We start from the raw sequence: 14,930 nt of genomic DNA, 5'->3' as shown, positions 1-14,930 counted from the left end.
ATCACCCCGCCAAGCTGGGCGCCGGCTGCCCCTCCGTCGAATCACGGATCAGGAAGCGCCGGTCGCCGACCCGCCGGGTGATGTGCACGGCATCCAGGTGCTCGAGCAGCGGGATGCCGTATTTGCGCGAGATGCCGAGCAGCGCCCCGGCCTCGCCCGCGGTGAAGCCATCGGGCGCGGCGGCGAGGCGGCGCTTGGCCTCCTTGATCGCCTCGCGGTGGAAGAGGAGGGTGCGGCGCTGCACGGCATCCACCGCGCGCACCAGCACGCCGCGCTGGAGCAGGAAGCGGAGCGCGGCCTGGCGCCGCGGGTCGCCGGCCGCGACCTCCGCCGCGTCGGGCGGGGTGAGGCCGGCGCGGCGGAACAGGGCGGCGAGGCCGAGCGCGAGCTCCTTCGCGTCGCCGGGGAGGGCGCGGGCCGGGTCGAAGCCGGGGGCGCGGAGCAGGCCCTGGACCCGCTCCGCCGCACCCTCGGCGAGCAGGGCGGCGAGCACGGGCTCGGTGATGGCAGGGGGCAGGGCCTCGGGGCGGAGGCCGGCCTCCATCGGATGCGCGGCGTGGAAGGCGGCGAGGCTGGCGCGCAGGGTCTCGCGCAGGGTGGCCCAGCTTTCCGGGTGGACAAGGGTGCCATCGGCCAGCTCCCGCGCCCCGGCGGCGAGGGCCCAGGCGCGCAGCCGCGCCGCAGGCTGGCCGAGGCGGAGCATGAGCGCGGCGGGGGTGGCCGGCTGCTCGCGCAGCAGCGGGGCGGCGGCGGCGGGCCAGTCCCCCGCGGCGGCGGCCTCGAGCCGGGGATGGGCCAGGCGGTCGCCGCGGCGCCGGCGCCGGGCGCCGGGGTCGAGGATGGTGCCGCCGGCGATGCTGCGCGCCGGCGAGGCGAGGCGAAGGATGAAGCCGTCGCCCGACATCGCCGCCAGCGGCGGATCGCAGCGGAGCTGGACGAGGGCGGTGGCGCCGGGGGCCAGGGCCCCGCCGTCCGGGAGGCGGAGCCGGGCGGAGGCCTCCGCCGTGCCGGCGAGCAGGCGGAGGGTCGTGCCATCGGCCAGCGGGGCGGGGGCGGAGGGGAGCAGGGTGAGGCACGCATCCAGCCATTCCGCCGGCTGCACGGCGCCGGGCGGGGCGAGCAGCAGGCCGCGATGCAGCCCGGTCAGTTCCACCCCGCGCAGCGCCACGGCGACCCGGCGGCCGGGCGGGGCGGCGGAGACGGGGCGGCCATGCATCTGCAGGCTCCGGATGCGGGCGCGCCGGTCGCCGGGATGGAGCGCGACCTCGTCACCCACGGCGAGGCGGCCGCGGCGGAGGGTGCCCGTCACCACCGGGCCGATGCCGGGCAAGGCGAAGGCGCGGTCGACGGGAAGCTGCGGCAGGCCGGGCTCGGCCGGCGGCACCGTGCGGGCGAGGCGGGCCAGGGCCTCGGCCAGCGCGGCGATGCCCTCCCCGGTGACGGCGGAGGTGGCGACGACCGGGGGCGGCAGCAGCCCGGCCTCCACCGCCAGCGCTGCCGTCGCCGTCCCGGCCGCCTCCGGCGATGCGCGATCGGCGAAGGAGACGGCAATCACCGCATGGCGCAAGCCGAGCAGGCCGGCGATCTCCAGATGCTCCCGCGTTTGCGCCCGCGGCCCCTCCAGTGCGGAGACGACGACGAGGGCGGCGCCGATACCTGCTGCGCCCGCGACCATGGTGCGGAGGAAGCGCTCATGGCCGGGCATGTCGATGAGGTCGATCTCGGCATCCCCTGCCCGCAGCAGGGCGAAGCCGAGCGCGATGGAGATGCCGCGCGCCCGCTCCTCTGGCAGGCGGTCGGTCTCAGTGCCGGTCAAGGCCCGGACCAGCGCGGTCTTGCCGTGGTCGACATGGCCCATGACGCCGATGGCGAGCGCGCTCATGGGGCAACGGGGCGTTCGAGAGCCGCCGGATCCTCGAGGCAGCGCAGGTCGAGCAACAGGGCGCCGCGGGCGACTCGGCCGATCACCGGCACGGGCAGGCGGCGGAGGCGCGCGGCGAGGCCCTCCGCGCTGTAGCCGCGGCGGGGGCGGAGGCAGAGGGCGGCGCTCGGCAGGCGGTCGGTAGGGCGGGCGCCGCTGCCGATCTGGCTTTCGCAGGGCGTGACGGTGACCTCGGCGCAATCGGCGAGCGCGGCGGCGAGGGCGGGACGGAGACGCTCGGCCATGGCGGCGATGTCCGCCTGGGGGCGCGTCAGCAGGCGGAGGGTGGGCAGGCGCTCGGCCAGCCGGTCGGGATCGGCCTGCAGGCGGAGCACGGCGGTGAGCGCGGCGATGGTGGTCTTGTCGAGGCGCAGCGCCCGCTTCAGCGGATGGCGGCGCAGCTTCGCCACGAGATCGGCGCGGCCGACCACGAGCCCGGCCTGCGGGCCGCCCATCAGCTTGTCGCCGCTGAAGGTGACGAGGTCCGCGCCGGCCGCGATGGCCTCGCGCACCGTGGGCTCCTGCGGCAGGCCCCAGCGCCCGAGGTCGTGCAGGCTGCCGCTGCCGAGATCGACCACCATCGGCAGGCCCTGCGCATGGGCGAGGCGGGCGAGCTCGGCCTCGGCGACCTCGGCGGTGAAGCCCTCGATGGCGTAGTTGCTGCGGTGGACCTTCATTAGCAGCGCAGTGCGGGGGCCGATCACCTCCTCGTAGTCGCGCGGATGGGTGCGGTTGGTGGTGCCGACCTCGCGCAGGCGGCAGCCGGCCTCGCGCATGATGTCGGGGATGCGGAAGGCGCCGCCGATCTCCACCAGCTCGCCGCGGGAGACGACCACCTCGCGCCGCGGGGCGAGGGCACGCAGCAGCAGCAGCACGGCGGCGGCGTTGTTGTTGACGGCGAGCGCGGCTTCGGCGCCGGTGAGGTGGCGGAGCAGGGCTTCCAGATGGGCATCGCGCTCGCCGCGTTCGCCGGCCGCGAGGTCGTATTCGAGGTCGGTGGCGGCGGCGGCCTCGGCCATGGCGGCCAGCGCCTCGGGCGGCAGCGGGGCGCGGCCGAGATTGGTGTGCAGCACGGTGCCGGTGAGGTTCAGCACCCGGCGCGGGCCCCGCGCATGGCGGTCGAGCCAGGCGGCGGCGGCATTGAGCGGCGGCGTCTCGTCGCCGGTGCGGAAGGCCTCAGCAGCGGCGCGCAGAGCCTCGGTCACCAGCGGGCGGCCATGACGCTCGACCAAGGCATGGGCCTCGGGCGTGGCCAGTAGCCGGCCGATGGCGGGCGGGCGGCGGGGCGGGGCGAGCGCGTCCATCAGAAGGCCCGCCTGCCGGTCGCGGCGCTGTCCGGCTGGCTGCGCGGCATGACCGTGCCCGGCTGGGTCGGCGCGGAGCGGGTCAGCACGTCGGAGAAGGTGAGCACCAGCAGGAAGGCGACGAAGACCAGCGCGGCGCCGGCGGCGAGGCGCAGCAGCGGGTCCGGCTTCTCCAGCTGCATGAAGACCGCCATCACCAGCACCGCCTTCAGCGCCGCGATGCCGAGCGCGGCGAGGATGGCGAGGCGGCCGAGCGGCACATAGGCGAGGCCGAGCGTCAGCGCGAGCAGTAGCATCAGCCCGGCCCAGACCGGCAGCAGCCGCCGCCAGATGGCGCCCGGGCTTTGCGGAACCCCTTCGCCGAGGCCGCTCATGACCGCCCCATCAGGTAGAGCAGCGGGTAGAGGATGATCCAGACCAGGTCGACGAAGTGCCAGTAGAGGCCGGCGCCCTCGAAGGCCGGGCTCCTCAGCGGGCGGGAGCCGCGCCAGGCCTGGGCCAGCAGCGTGGAGACGATGCCGAGGCCGATCGTCATGTGCAGCGCGTGCACGCCCGTCAGCAGCCAGTAGAAGGCGAAGAAGACCTGCGCCTGCGGCTCCGCGAGGCGGAAGCCGGGGCCGGGGACGAGGTGCTTCTCGATATCCTCGGCATATTCGAGCCCCTTCACCACGAGGAAGGCGAGGCCGAGGGCGAGCGTCAGCCCGAGGCAGACCAGGGTGAGCCGGCGAAGCTCCGCCCGCGCGCCCTCCGCCGCCGCCGCCATGGTGAGGCTGCTGGTCAGCAGCAGCGCGGTGTTGAGGGTGCCGTAGAGGATGTTCGCCTCGCGCCCGGCGGCGGCGAAGGCCTCGGGCCAGAGCACGCGGTACACCGCATAGCCGGTGAGCGCGCAGGAGAAGAACATGATCTCGCTGCCGAGGAAGACCCAGAGGCCGAACTCGGACGCCTCGCGCTCGCGGCGGGGGCTGCGCCAGGGCTTGTGGAGCGCGGCCCCGCTCATTGCGGCTGCCCGCCCTGCGGACTGTGCGGCTCGCGCTCCATCGCCGGCGGGCCGGCATGTTCGGGGTGGTAGTTGTAGGGGCCCTGCGTCACCACCGGCGGCTTGCGGAAATTCTCGGTCGGCGGCGGCGAGCTGGTCTGCCATTCGAGCCCCGTCGCGCCCCAGGGGTTGGACGGTGCGCGCTTGCCCCAGACCAGCGACCAGGCGAGGTAACCCATCGGCAGCAGATAGGCGACGGCGAGGATCAGCGCGCCGCCCGAGGCCAGCACGTGCCAGACCTGGAACTCCGCCGGATAGACATGGTATCGCCGCGGCATGCCGAGGAAGCCCATGATGAACATGGGGAAGAAGGTGAAGCCGAAGCCGAAGAACATCATCACCGCGGCGAAGCGGGCCCAGGCTTCCGGATACATCCGCCCGGTGATCTTCGGCCACCAGTGGCTCAGCCCGCCATACAGCGCCGAGACCGCGCCGCCCACCATGATGTAGTGGAAATGCGCGACGACGAAGTAGGTGTCCGTCACATGGATGTCGACGGGGACGGAGGCGAGGAAGAGGCCGGTCAGCCCGCCGATGGTGAAGAGGCCGATGAAGCCGAGCGCATAGATCATCGGCGCGTCGAAGACGATCTGGCCGCGGTAGAGCGTCGCCGTCCAGTTGAAGACCTTGATCGCCGAGGGCACCGCGACGACGAAGGACAGGAATGAGAAGGCCATGGTGGCGAAGAGCGACTGGCCCGAGACGAACATGTGGTGGCCCCAGACGAGGAAGCCGACCAGCGCGATCCAGAGGATCGCATAGACCATGAAGTTGTAGCCGAAGACCCGCCGCCGCGCGTAGCAGGTGACGAGCTCCGAGATCACCCCGAAGGAGGGGAGGATCATGATGTAGACGGCCGGGTGGCTGTAGAACCAGAAGAGGTGCTGGAACAGGACCGGGTCGCCGCCGCGCAGCGGGTCGAAGATCGGGATGCCGAAGAGCCGTTCGGCCGAGATCAGCAGCAGCACCATCGCCAGCACCGGCGTCGCCAGCACCATGACGATGCTGGTCGCATAGATGGCCCAGACGAAGAGCGGCAGGCGGAACCAGCTGAGGCCGGGCGCGCGCTGGAGGTGGACGGTTGCGATGAAATTCACCGCCGTGGCGATGGTGGAGAAGCCGGCGATGAAGACCGCCGCCGTCGCCGCCAGGACATTGCCGTTGGAGAAGGCCGTCGTCAGCGGCGTGTAGAAGGTCCAGCCGGTGTCCACGCCGCCCAAGATCAGCGTGTAGATCGCAAGCGCTCCGGCGGTGATGAAGATGTACCAGCTGATGAGGTTCAGCCGCGGGAAGGCGAGGTCCTTCGCCCCGATCATCAGCGGCAGCAGGAAATTGCCGAGGATGTTGGGGATGGAGGGGATGAGGAAGAACCACACCATCACCACGCCATGGAAGGTGAAGGCGCGGTTGTAGGCATCGGCCGAGAGCAAATCGCCTTCGGGCGTGAAGAGCTCCAGTCGGATCAGGAAGGCCGCGGCGCCGCCGAGGAAGAAGAAGACGGTGATGGCCGCCATGTAAAGCAGGCCAATGCGCTTGTGATCCGTCGTCAGCAGCCAGGAGGCGAGGCCGGTCTCGGCCGTCAGGTAGCTCTCCTCGCGCGCCGGCGTGTCGGGGATGGCGCGTTCCGCCGTCAGGCCGCTCATCGTGCCGCCTCCCCGCGCAAGGATTGGAGATAGGCCAGCAGGGCCTGCATGTCGCCCTCGTCCACCAGCCCGTCATAGGAGGGCATGATGGGCTCGAAGCCGGCGACGATGTCGCGCTTCGGCAGCAGGATGGAATCGCGCAGATAGGCGGCGTCGGCGCGGACGGTGCGGCCATCGGCGAGGTTCACCATGCGGCCGTAGACGCCGGCGAGGCTCGGCGCATGGACGGTGGAGGAGGGCGCGTGGCAGCCGGAGCAGCCGAGGGCGGTGAAGACCGCGGCGCCCTCGCCGGGCAGGTCCTGCTCCCGCGGCTGAGCGGCGGCCCAGCGCGCGTAATCCTCGGGCTCCATCACCGTGACCGTGCCGCCCATCACCGCATGGTTCGTCCCGCAGAATTCAGCGCAGAAGAGATGGTAGGCGCCAGTCTTCGTCGCACGGAACCACATCTCGGTGAAGCGGCCCGGCACCACGTCCTGCTTGATGCGGAAGGCGGGGACGAAGAAGCTGTGGATGACGTCCTGCGAGGTCATCACTAGGCGCACCGCCTCGCCGCGCGGGACGTGCAGCGCGTTGATCTCGCGGGCGCCGTTCGGGTGGCGCGCCTTCCACATCCATTGCTTGGCGACAACATGCATCTCAAGCGCATCGGGCGGCGCGTCGCTGGCGCGCAGCTGCGTCGCCCCCGCCCACCAGAAGAGGAAGAGGGCGAGGAAGAGTGTCCCCGCCGTCCAGCCCAACTCCACGTCGCGGCGGAGGAATTCCGGCAGGTCGCCGCGCTGCGCCTTGGAGCCGCGGCGGTAGCGGATGGAGAAGACCAGCAGCAGCGTCGCCACCAGCAGCAGGATGGCGCCAGAGACGACGAGCAGGCCGGTGAAGAGCAGGTCGATCCGCGCCGCCTGCTCCGAGGCGGTCTGCGGCCAGAGCGAGACGCTGCTCATGCCCGCCGCTCCCACCGCCGCAGCAGCACGAAGCCGCCGGCGAGGATGCCGATCATGCCGAGGCCGGAGGCGGCGAGGACAGGGCGGAGCAGCCCGCCCTGCGCCGCGGCGGCGGTGCAGGCGAGCTGCATGCGGGCGAGGAGGCCGGGGCTGCCGGTGTCGCGGAGCGCGGCGCGCAGCGCCTCCGGCTCCGCGCCCAGGGCCGGCAGGGTGGCGCCGAGCCGGCCATCGGGGCGCAGGACGAAGAGCGCCAGCGGATGGTCGAAGCCCTCGCCGCGGCGAACGGCGTGGTAGCCGAGCGCGGCCATCGCCGCCTCGATCGCCGGCGCGTCGGCCAGCAGGAAGCGGGAGGTCTCGGCGAGCGCCCCGGTCTCGCCGAGCCAGGCATGCCGCATGGCCGCCGCCTCGGCCGGTCCGTCCGCAGGATCCATGCCGAGGACGACCAGGCGGTAGTCGCGCCCGGGCACGAGGCCGATCCCCGGCAGCATGGCGGCCGCGAGGCCGATCGAGGTGCCACAGAGGGTGGTGCAGCCATAATCGGCGAAGGCGAAGACCGCCGGCAGGCCGCCCAGCGCGTCGCCCAGCGTCAGATGGCGATGCCCGTCCCGCACGGGCAGGCCGGGCGGCAGGGCGGCGCCGGGCGGCGGCGCGAGGGAGGGCGCCCCGGCATGGGCCGTGGCCGGGAGCAGGGCGAGCAGGCCGCGGCGGGTCATCGGCGCGGGTCCGGCTGGCGCGGCGGGTCGAGCGGCGCATAGGCCTCCCGGCCGCGGGCGGCGATCATCGCCATGGCGCGCTCGATGGGGATGCGGACCAGGCCGCGCTCGCGGTCGGCCCAGGCGTAGGTTTCGAGCTGGGCGCGCTGGGCGGCCTGGTAGTCGCGCAGGTCCCCGGCCGGGTCGCTCTGCAGCCGCGGCGGGGCGAAACCCGTGGGCGGGGTGCCGCTCGGCGCCTGGAGGCCGGACAGGCGTTCGAAGAGCAGGACGAGGCCGAGCGTGGCCCCGACCAGCCCAAGCGTGCCGAGGCCGACGAGGAGGATCTTCCGGCTGTCGAGGTCCTGCGTCTGGCGCTGCTCCTCGAGGATGGTCTCAGGCGCCATGCGGCACCTCCTTCCGCAGCCGGGCCGCGAAGGGGCCGCCGGCGAGGCCGAGCCAGAGCCCGCCGATGGCGAGCGTGCCGAGCGCGGCGGCAGGCAGCATCCAGGCCCCGAAGCCCGGCCCGACCAGCCAGGCGATGTGCAGCAGCACGCCGAAGAGCACACCGCCGCCGACCCAGGCCAGCGCCCGCGGGCTGCGGCGCAGCAGGCCGGGCAGCAGGGCGACCACCGGCAGCACGGCGCTTGTGGCGATGGAGGCAGCCTCGATCAGCAGCCAGGGCATCTCCTGACGCGGCAGGTACCAGTCGGCGCGCGGCTTCAGGTTGCCGTACCAGGCGACGAGGTATTGCGCGAAGCCGAGATAGGCGGCGCCGAGCGCCGCGGCCAGCAGCAGGCCGGCGAGGTCCGCGGCGCGGCGGCCAGCGGGCTCCGGCTCCAGCAGCGCGCACCAGGCCAGCGCCGCGAGGATCTGCGTCACGCCGAGCCACATGCCGAAGGCGGTGGAGCGGAAGGGCGGCTCCAGCGCCAGGATCCAGTCGAGGCCGATCAGGGTGAGGGCGACGGCGTGGAGGATCAGCGCCGGCGCGCCGATCGCCGGCCGCCTCGCCCCGCCACCGACCAGCAGCAGGCCGAAGACGGACCAGCCGAGCAGGGCGAGCGCGCTCCGCAGGACGAGGCCCGGCAGATTGAGCCAGAGGCGCGCGACATCCGGCGGGACGGAGCCCGGATCCGTCACCCAGGGCCAGACCGCGGCGGCATCGAGCAGCAGCGGCATGGCGAGCAGAGTGAAGACGGGCAGGGTCGCCACCGCCGGCGCCAGCACGGGGAAGAGCGGCGCCAGCCACCGGCCGCCGGTCAGCGCATGCACCGCGAGCAGCGCATAGCCGCCGAGCGCCAGGCCGAGCCAGAAGAGCAGTCCCGTCAGCCAGCCGGCGAGCGCCAGGCGCGGCGCGGCAAGGCCCCAGGCGAGCATCAGCGCGGCCGCCACCGCCCCGCCGAGGAAGATGCGGCCGGCATGGGCGCGCAGCCATTCCTGCGCGCTCACGGCAGCCTCTCCCGCGCATCCGACACATCGGCGAGGGCCACGCTGCGGGAGAGCTGCAGCGCGCGGATATAGGCGATGATGGCCCAGCGGTCGGCCGGCTCCACCCGCGCCGCATAGCCGTACATCACGCCATAGCCGCGGGTGATGACGTCGAAGACGTAAGGCGCGGGCGCGGCGCGGAGCCGGGCGGTATGGTAGCTCGACGGATGCGGGAAGCCGCGGCGCGGGATCATGCCGTCGCCATCGCCGGTCGCGCCATGGCAGGGCGCGCAATAGATGCCGTAGCGCTCCTGCCCGCGCGCGAGCAGGGCGGGCGTGACCTCGGGCGGCGTGGCGATGGCCGCGTCGCGCGCCAGGTCGTCGCGGGAGACGACACCCTCCGGCAGCGGGCGGGCGGTGGTGCCGTCGGGCCATAGCGAGGAGCGCTCATAGGTGTCGAGCCGGCGCTGCTGCGCCATCTCCTGCTTGCAGGCGGCCAGCAGCAGCAGCGGCAGGAGGAGGACGAGGCGCATCATCCGACCTGCCGGATGGAGAGCGGGCCGAGCCCGTCCAGCATCGCCGCGAACCGCGCCGCATCGACCTCCGGGTCGGCGACGGCGAGGAAGAAGCGGTCCTGGCTGGCCCGGGCGAAGCCATGCGCGGCGAAGGCCGGGTGGTGCAGCCGCGGCAGGCCGGTGGCGACGAGGAAGGCGACGACGCCGGCCAGCGTCGCGCCGAGGATCACCGCCTCGAAGGTCGGCACCAGGAAGGCGGGCCAGCTGTGCAGCGGCCGGCCGCCGGAGTTGAAAGGGTAGTCGTAGACCGCGCTGTACCACTGCATCGCATAGGCGACGAGGCCCGCCAGCACGCCGCCCGCCAGCATGGCCGGGCGGATGCGCGTGGGGTCGAGGCCGAGCGCCTCCGGCAGTTCCTCGATGGCGAAGGGGACATGGGCGTCGAGGCCACGCCAGCCTGCATCGCGGGCGCGGCGGGCGGCGTCGAGCAGCGTCTCCGGGTCGCGGAACTCGGCGAGGAGGACCGGCGCCTCGTTCATGCCGCCCTCTTCTCGGCATGGAGCTGCTTGTTGACGTCGTGCATCGCCACCATCGGCAGCAGGCGTGCGAGGCAGAGGAACAGGAAGGCGAAAAGGCCGAAGGAGCCGGCGAGCGTCGCCCAGTCCCAGAAGGTCGGGTGGAAGAGGAAGCGCGTGCTCGGCAGCTGGGTGCGGGACAGCGTGTTCCAGATGATGAGGATGCGCTCCAGCCACATGCCGATATTGACCAGGATGCAGACGGCCAGGATCGGCAGCACCCGCTGCCGGCAGGCGCGGAACCAGAGGAGCTGCGGCGCCAGCACGTTGCAGGCCAGCATCGCGTAGTAGAACGGCGCGTAGCTCCCGGTGAACTGGAAGACGAGGAAGTCGCGCTCCTCATGCTCGCCGCTGTACCAGCCCATGAACCATTCGGTTGCGTAGGAGAGGCCCATGGCGATGCCGCCAGCGAGGATGATCTTGCCCATCGCATCGAAATGTCGCTCGCTGATGACGGATTGCAGCCCGAGCCCCCAGCGCAGCAGCACGGCGAGCGTCACCACCATGGCGAAGCCGGAGAAGAGCGCGCCGACGACGAAATAGGGCGGGAAGATCGTCTCCTGCCAGCCCGGCATGAGGCTGGCGGCGAAGTCGAGCCCGACGACGCTGTGAACGGAGACGACGAGCGGCACGGCCAGCGCCGCCATCGCCTTGTAGACCGCGTCATGCCGCTGCCAGTGCCGGGCGGAGCCGCGCCAGCCGAAGGCGAGCACCCCATAGGCGAGGCGCGCGCCACGGCTCCGTGCCCGGTCGCGCATCGTGGCGAGGTCCGGGATCAGGCCGAGATACCAGAAGAGCAGCGAGAAGATCAGGTAGGTGGCGATGGCGGCGAAGTCCCAGACCAGAGCGCTCCGCCATTGCGGCCAGAGCTCCATGGTGTTCGGGTAGGGCGCCAGCCAGTAGGCCCGGTAGGGCCGGCCGAGGTGCAGGATGGGGAAGAGCCCGGCGATGCCGGCGGCGAAGAGCGTCATCGCCTCCGCGAAGCGGTTGATGGAGGAGCGCCAGCCCTGCCGCGTCAGCAGCAGCAGGGCGGAGATCAGCGTGCCGGCATTGCCAATGCCGATCCACCAGACATAGTTGGCGATGGGGAAGCCCCAGACCACCGTGGTGTTGTTGCCGTAGATGCCGATGCCGCGGACGAAAAGCCAGGCGAGGCAGAGGCCGAAGCCGAGGGTGACGGCGAAGGCGATGCCGGTGGCGACCCACCAGCGGCGGCCGGCGCGATGCTCCAGCACCGGGTCGGCGACGAGCGAGACCATCTCGCCATAGCTCGCCTCCGGCGGCAGCCCGGCCTCCTGCGCCGCGGCGCTCATGCGTCGCCCTCCAGCACCGGGTTCGGGTTGCGCACGCGCTTGAGGTAGGTGGTGCGCGGGCGGGTGCCGAGATGGCCGAGCAGGGCGTAGTGCTGCGGCTCCTGCCGCAGCAGCGAGGGCGCAGATTGCGGGCGGTTCAGGTCGCCGAAGGTGATGGCATGCGTCGGGCAGGCGGCCTGGCAGGCGGTGACGACCTCGCCCTCGGCGATCGGACGGTTCTCGCGCTCCGCGGCGCGGCGGGCGGTGCTGATGCGCTGCACGCAGTAGGTGCATTTCTCCATCACGCCGCGGGCGCGCACCGTCACCTCCGGGTTGTGGCGCGCGGCGACGACGGGGGCGCCCTGGTTGGCGTATTCCTGCCCGTCGGCATAGCCGTACCAGTTGAAGCGCCGCACCTTGTAGGGGCAGTTCGCCTGGCAGAAGCGCGTGCCGATGCAGCGGTTGTAGACCTGGAGGTTCAGCCCCTCATGGTCATGCACGGAGGCGGCGACGGGGCAGACCGGCTCGCAGGGCGCCTTCTCGCAATGCATGCAGGGCACGGGCTGGAAGCCGATGCCGGCCTCTTGCTCGTAGGTGTCGATGCGCAGCCAGTGCATGTCGCGGCCCCGCCGCATCTCCTCCGGCCCGACGACGGGGATGTTGTTCTCCGCCTGGCAGGCGACGACGCAGGCATTGCAGCCGATGCAGAGCGTGGTGTCGATCGCCATCGCCCAGGCATTCCCGCCGTAGGTGACATCGGGATAGAAGCTCGGTGGGCTGAGCGCGTGCCGGGCCGAGGTGCCGCTGGCCTCCAGCGCCTCGGCCAGGGGGACGATGGGCAGCAGCTCGCGCTCCTCGCCCTCGAGCTTCTGCCCGACCTGCGCGAGCACGAGCGGGTTGCGGCGGCCGGTGGGCGAGAGGCGGAGGCCGCAGGCGGTCCAGAGCGCGTCGCTGCGGCGCAGGCGGTAGCCGTTGGCGCCGATGCCGGTGCCGATGGCGCCGGCCCGCTCGCGGCCCTGGCCCAGGGTGAGCGCGACGACGCCCGGGGCGACGCCGGCATGGGGCATCAGGGTGGCTTCGAGGCTCATGCCGTCGAGCTTGAGGAGCACCAGGTCGCCGGCGGCGAGGCCGTGGCGCTCCGCCTCCTCCGGCGCGACGAGGGCGGCGTTGCCCCAGACCTGCCGCGTCAGCGGCCGCGGACATTCCTGCAGCCAGGCATTGCCCGCATAGCTGCCGTCCCAGGTGGAGGGATCGGGCCGGAGCACCAGCGTGAGGCCCACGGGGACCGGGGCGGGCGGGAGCTCCGGCAGGCGCGGCTCGGGCAGCGGGATGCGGGGCGCGGCGCTGCCGGCGACGAGGCCGTCATGCAGCGTGCGGCGCCACCACGCCTCGAACGCCTCCGCGTCGCGGTCGCCGCGCCAGGTCTCGCGCACGGCGTCATGGGGCTTGAGGTCGAGCTGGCCGAGCAGCAGGCCGAGCACCGTCGCGGCGGAGCGCGTGGCGTAGAGCGGGCGGATCAGCGGCTGCACGATCGCCGCGGTGCCGTCGCGGGCGCGGAGGTCGCCCCAGTCCTCGAGCGCGTGGGGGGCGGGGACATGCCAGCTGCAGAGCGCGGCGGTCTCGTCCGCGGCGAGGCCGTGATGCAGGCTGAAGGGAACGCGCCTCAAGGCCTCGGCGAAGCCGAGATCGGCCGGCGCGTCATAGGCGGGGTTGGCGCCGAGGATGAGCAGCGTGCCGCAGCGCCCCTCGCGCATGGCGGCGACGAGGTCGGCCAGCGGGGCGGCATCGGGGCGGACGGGCTCCACGGCCTCGATGGGGGCGACGAGCCGGGCGTTCATCGCATGCACCAGCGCGTGCAGCTCCGGCGGCAGGGCTTCGCCGGCGAGGATGAGCGCCGCGCCGCGATGCGCCGCAAGGTCGGCGGCGGCGGCGCGGAGGAAGCGCGCCTGCTCCTCCGGCAAGTCGAGCTGCGGCACGGGCAGGCCGAGCGCGGCGGCGAGGCAGGCTGCGATGCCGTGGAAGTCCTCCGGCGGCGTCGGCAGGTGGTGGTCCGCATTGGCGCCGGTCAGGCTGATCGCCGGCTCCATCGCATAGAGGCGGCCGAAGCGCGTCCCCCCCCGGCGCGCCAGGCGCTGCGCGGCGAAGCCGCGGCCATGGCGGAGCTGGTCCGGCCCCGGGCCGAGCGGATCGGCATCGAGGCAGAGCACGACCTCGGCGTGGTCGAGCCGCGGCAGGAGGTCGAGCGGACGGCCGAAGGCGAGGGCGGCGCCGCGCCGGCTGTTCTCCTCCCCGATCGGCACGTGCATGTGCCAGGTTATGCGCGGGAAGCGCGCCCGCGCTGCGCCGATCAGCCGCAGCAGCGTGGGCGAGGTGACGGGACCGGTCAGCAGGCGGAGGTCGTCCCCTTCGCCCTGGAGCCGCGGCAGGAGGGCGGCGAGGAGGCCCTCCCATGTCGCCGTCCGCTCGCCCTGGCGCGGCGTGCGGGAGCGGTCCGGATCGTAGAGCTGCATCAGCTCCGCCTCGGCGAAGACGTCGGTGGCGCCGAGGCTGGCAGGATGCGCCGCATTGCCCTCGACCTTGACCGGCCGGCCCTCGAAGGCGGTGCAGATCATGCCGCGCCCATAACCGTTCAGCGGCAGGGCGGTGGCGAAGCGCATCGGCCTGCCGGGGGTGAGGGTCTCCGGCTGCTCGACATAGGGAAGGATCTGCTCCTCCGGCTCGGAGCAGGCGGCGAGCGAGCCGGAGAGCGCCGCGGCAACGAGGCCGAGCGCCGCCTGCCGGCGGGAGAGGGCCGGGCCGCTCATCGGTGGCAGACCGAGCAGTCGCTGAGGTGCTCGGTCCTGATGCCGTAATGCGCGACGAGCGCGGCGCCGCGCTTCTCCTGGTCCGCGGGCGGCGTCCAGTGGCCGGCGAAGATCTCGCTCTCGGGCCGCAGGTGGGGCGCCGGGTTGCGGTGGCAGTCGAGGCACCAGCCCATGGTCAGCGGCGCCGCCTGGCGCATCAGCGGCATGGTGTCGACCTGGCCATGGCAGGTGGTGCAGCCGACGCCCTTCGTCACATGGATGCTGTGGTCGAAGAAGACGTAGTCGGGCAGGCCGTTGACGCGCGTCCACGGGATCGGCTTGCGCTCGGCCAGGCTGCGCCGCACCGGCTCCAGCACCGCCGCATTGGTCCAGAGCTGCGAGTGGCAGGTCATGCAGGTATGGGTCGGCGGCAGGCCGGCGAAGCGGGATGTCTCGACCGAGGTGTGGCAGTAGCGGCATTCGATGCCGAGGCCGCCGACATGATGCTCGTGGCTGAAGGGTACCGGCTGGCTCGGCGTGAGGGTCTGGCCGGTCACGTAGGGCGTATATGGCAGCACCATCAGCACCCCCAGCGCCGCCAGCGGCAGGAGGACGAGCGAGACGAGCGCGGCGCGTGCGGCGAAGGTCGTCCAGCGAGGGAAGAGCTGCGCATCCGGATCGTCCTGCGGCGGCCGCATCCCGGCCGGCTCATCGCGCACCGCTCATCCGCCCTGTCCCCGCGGCCGGTAACACCCAGCGCAGGTGCCGCCGCCGCTGGCGCCAACGTCACGCCAGGTCCGTGGTTC

Annotated in this window: 14 protein-coding genes; all 14 read right to left on the bottom strand. The window is 73.2% G+C overall.

All coding sequences use genetic code 11. The features are described from left to right. Nucleotide 1: 1 nt before the first annotated feature. From selB to AC5JJ1_RS08015, 14 genes are read right to left on the bottom strand one after another with little or no spacing between them, the layout of a single operon-like run. Nucleotides 2-1,882 carry a selenocysteine-specific translation elongation factor gene (selB, locus tag AC5JJ1_RS08080; protein ID WP_495784597.1) on the bottom strand — a complete coding sequence of 627 codons (1,881 nt, stop codon included), beginning with the start codon at nt 1,880-1,882 and terminating at the stop codon, nt 2-4. After that, nucleotides 1,879-3,225 (bottom strand): L-seryl-tRNA(Sec) selenium transferase, encoded by a 1,347-nt coding sequence (gene selA / locus AC5JJ1_RS08075; protein WP_495784596.1) that lies wholly within the window; start codon nt 3,223-3,225, stop codon nt 1,879-1,881. Before selA ends, selB begins: the two co-directional genes overlap by 4 nt. Then, a complete protein-coding gene (locus AC5JJ1_RS08070; protein ID WP_495784595.1) occupies nt 3,225-3,599 on the bottom strand; it encodes a cytochrome C oxidase subunit IV family protein in 375 nt (124 codons plus the stop codon). The genes selA and AC5JJ1_RS08070 overlap by 1 nt, the downstream gene beginning before the upstream one ends. After that, nucleotides 3,596-4,222 (bottom strand): cytochrome c oxidase subunit 3, encoded by a 627-nt coding sequence (locus AC5JJ1_RS08065; RefSeq protein ID WP_495784594.1) that lies wholly within the window; start codon nt 4,220-4,222, stop codon nt 3,596-3,598. Before AC5JJ1_RS08065 ends, AC5JJ1_RS08070 begins: the two co-directional genes overlap by 4 nt. Next, a complete protein-coding gene (locus AC5JJ1_RS08060; RefSeq protein ID WP_495784593.1) occupies nt 4,219-5,904 on the bottom strand; it encodes a cytochrome c oxidase subunit I in 1,686 nt (561 codons plus the stop codon). Before AC5JJ1_RS08060 ends, AC5JJ1_RS08065 begins: the two co-directional genes overlap by 4 nt. Continuing rightward, on the bottom strand, nt 5,901-6,842 hold the full coding sequence (coxB, locus tag AC5JJ1_RS08055) for a cytochrome c oxidase subunit II (protein WP_495784592.1): 942 nt from the start codon (nt 6,840-6,842) through the stop codon (nt 5,901-5,903). Before coxB ends, AC5JJ1_RS08060 begins: the two co-directional genes overlap by 4 nt. Next, a complete protein-coding gene (locus AC5JJ1_RS08050) occupies nt 6,839-7,555 on the bottom strand; it encodes a hypothetical protein (protein ID WP_495784591.1) in 717 nt (238 codons plus the stop codon). The genes coxB and AC5JJ1_RS08050 overlap by 4 nt, the downstream gene beginning before the upstream one ends. Then, on the bottom strand, nt 7,552-7,938 hold the full coding sequence (locus AC5JJ1_RS08045; protein ID WP_495784590.1) for a hypothetical protein: 387 nt from the start codon (nt 7,936-7,938) through the stop codon (nt 7,552-7,554). The genes AC5JJ1_RS08050 and AC5JJ1_RS08045 overlap by 4 nt, the downstream gene beginning before the upstream one ends. Continuing rightward, nucleotides 7,928-8,980, bottom strand: a complete 1,053-nt coding sequence (locus tag AC5JJ1_RS08040) for a hypothetical protein (protein ID WP_495784589.1) — start codon at nt 8,978-8,980, stop codon at nt 7,928-7,930. The genes AC5JJ1_RS08045 and AC5JJ1_RS08040 overlap by 11 nt, the downstream gene beginning before the upstream one ends. Beyond that, on the bottom strand, nt 8,977-9,495 hold the full coding sequence (locus AC5JJ1_RS08035) for a c-type cytochrome (protein WP_495784588.1): 519 nt from the start codon (nt 9,493-9,495) through the stop codon (nt 8,977-8,979). The genes AC5JJ1_RS08040 and AC5JJ1_RS08035 overlap by 4 nt, the downstream gene beginning before the upstream one ends. Continuing rightward, the gene (locus tag AC5JJ1_RS08030; RefSeq protein WP_495784587.1) at nt 9,492-10,013 is read right to left on the bottom strand and encodes a DUF3341 domain-containing protein; all 522 of its coding nucleotides are present in this window, start codon (nt 10,011-10,013) and stop codon (nt 9,492-9,494) included. Before AC5JJ1_RS08030 ends, AC5JJ1_RS08035 begins: the two co-directional genes overlap by 4 nt. Next, nucleotides 10,010-11,362, bottom strand: coding sequence for an NrfD/PsrC family molybdoenzyme membrane anchor subunit (gene nrfD, locus AC5JJ1_RS08025; RefSeq protein ID WP_495784586.1), 1,353 nt, complete (start codon nt 11,360-11,362; stop codon nt 10,010-10,012). Before nrfD ends, AC5JJ1_RS08030 begins: the two co-directional genes overlap by 4 nt. Next, complete coding sequence (locus AC5JJ1_RS08020; protein ID WP_495784585.1) at nt 11,359-14,145, bottom strand: 4Fe-4S dicluster domain-containing protein; 2,787 nt, start codon at nt 14,143-14,145, stop codon at nt 11,359-11,361. Before AC5JJ1_RS08020 ends, nrfD begins: the two co-directional genes overlap by 4 nt. Further along, nucleotides 14,142-14,843: a cytochrome c3 family protein gene (locus tag AC5JJ1_RS08015; RefSeq protein ID WP_495784584.1), complete on the bottom strand. Its 702-nt coding sequence runs from the start codon at nt 14,841-14,843 to the stop codon at nt 14,142-14,144. The genes AC5JJ1_RS08020 and AC5JJ1_RS08015 overlap by 4 nt, the downstream gene beginning before the upstream one ends. Between the last annotated feature and the right edge of the window lie 87 nt (nt 14,844-14,930).

The sequence above is a fragment of the Belnapia sp. genome, from assembly GCF_059504005.1.
Note: the sequence above shows the minus strand (reverse complement) of the source record. Positions and strands in the feature narration are given on the sequence as shown.

Coding starts and splice junctions, on each gene's coding strand:
- selB (WP_495784597.1), bottom strand. CDS start 1,882: ATGAGCGCGCTCGCCATCGGCGTCATGGGCCATGTCGACCACGGCAAG.
- selA (WP_495784596.1), bottom strand. CDS start 3,225: ATGGACGCGCTCGCCCCGCCCCGCCGCCCGCCCGCCATCGGCCGGCTA.
- AC5JJ1_RS08070 (WP_495784595.1), bottom strand. CDS start 3,599: ATGAGCGGCCTCGGCGAAGGGGTTCCGCAAAGCCCGGGCGCCATCTGG.
- AC5JJ1_RS08065 (WP_495784594.1), bottom strand. CDS start 4,222: ATGAGCGGGGCCGCGCTCCACAAGCCCTGGCGCAGCCCCCGCCGCGAG.
- AC5JJ1_RS08060 (WP_495784593.1), bottom strand. CDS start 5,904: ATGAGCGGCCTGACGGCGGAACGCGCCATCCCCGACACGCCGGCGCGC.
- coxB (WP_495784592.1), bottom strand. CDS start 6,842: ATGAGCAGCGTCTCGCTCTGGCCGCAGACCGCCTCGGAGCAGGCGGCG.
- AC5JJ1_RS08050 (WP_495784591.1), bottom strand. CDS start 7,555: ATGACCCGCCGCGGCCTGCTCGCCCTGCTCCCGGCCACGGCCCATGCC.
- AC5JJ1_RS08045 (WP_495784590.1), bottom strand. CDS start 7,938: ATGGCGCCTGAGACCATCCTCGAGGAGCAGCGCCAGACGCAGGACCTC.
- AC5JJ1_RS08035 (WP_495784588.1), bottom strand. CDS start 9,495: ATGATGCGCCTCGTCCTCCTCCTGCCGCTGCTGCTGCTGGCCGCCTGC.
- AC5JJ1_RS08030 (WP_495784587.1), bottom strand. CDS start 10,013: ATGAACGAGGCGCCGGTCCTCCTCGCCGAGTTCCGCGACCCGGAGACG.
- nrfD (WP_495784586.1), bottom strand. CDS start 11,362: ATGAGCGCCGCGGCGCAGGAGGCCGGGCTGCCGCCGGAGGCGAGCTAT.
- AC5JJ1_RS08020 (WP_495784585.1), bottom strand. CDS start 14,145: ATGAGCGGCCCGGCCCTCTCCCGCCGGCAGGCGGCGCTCGGCCTCGTT.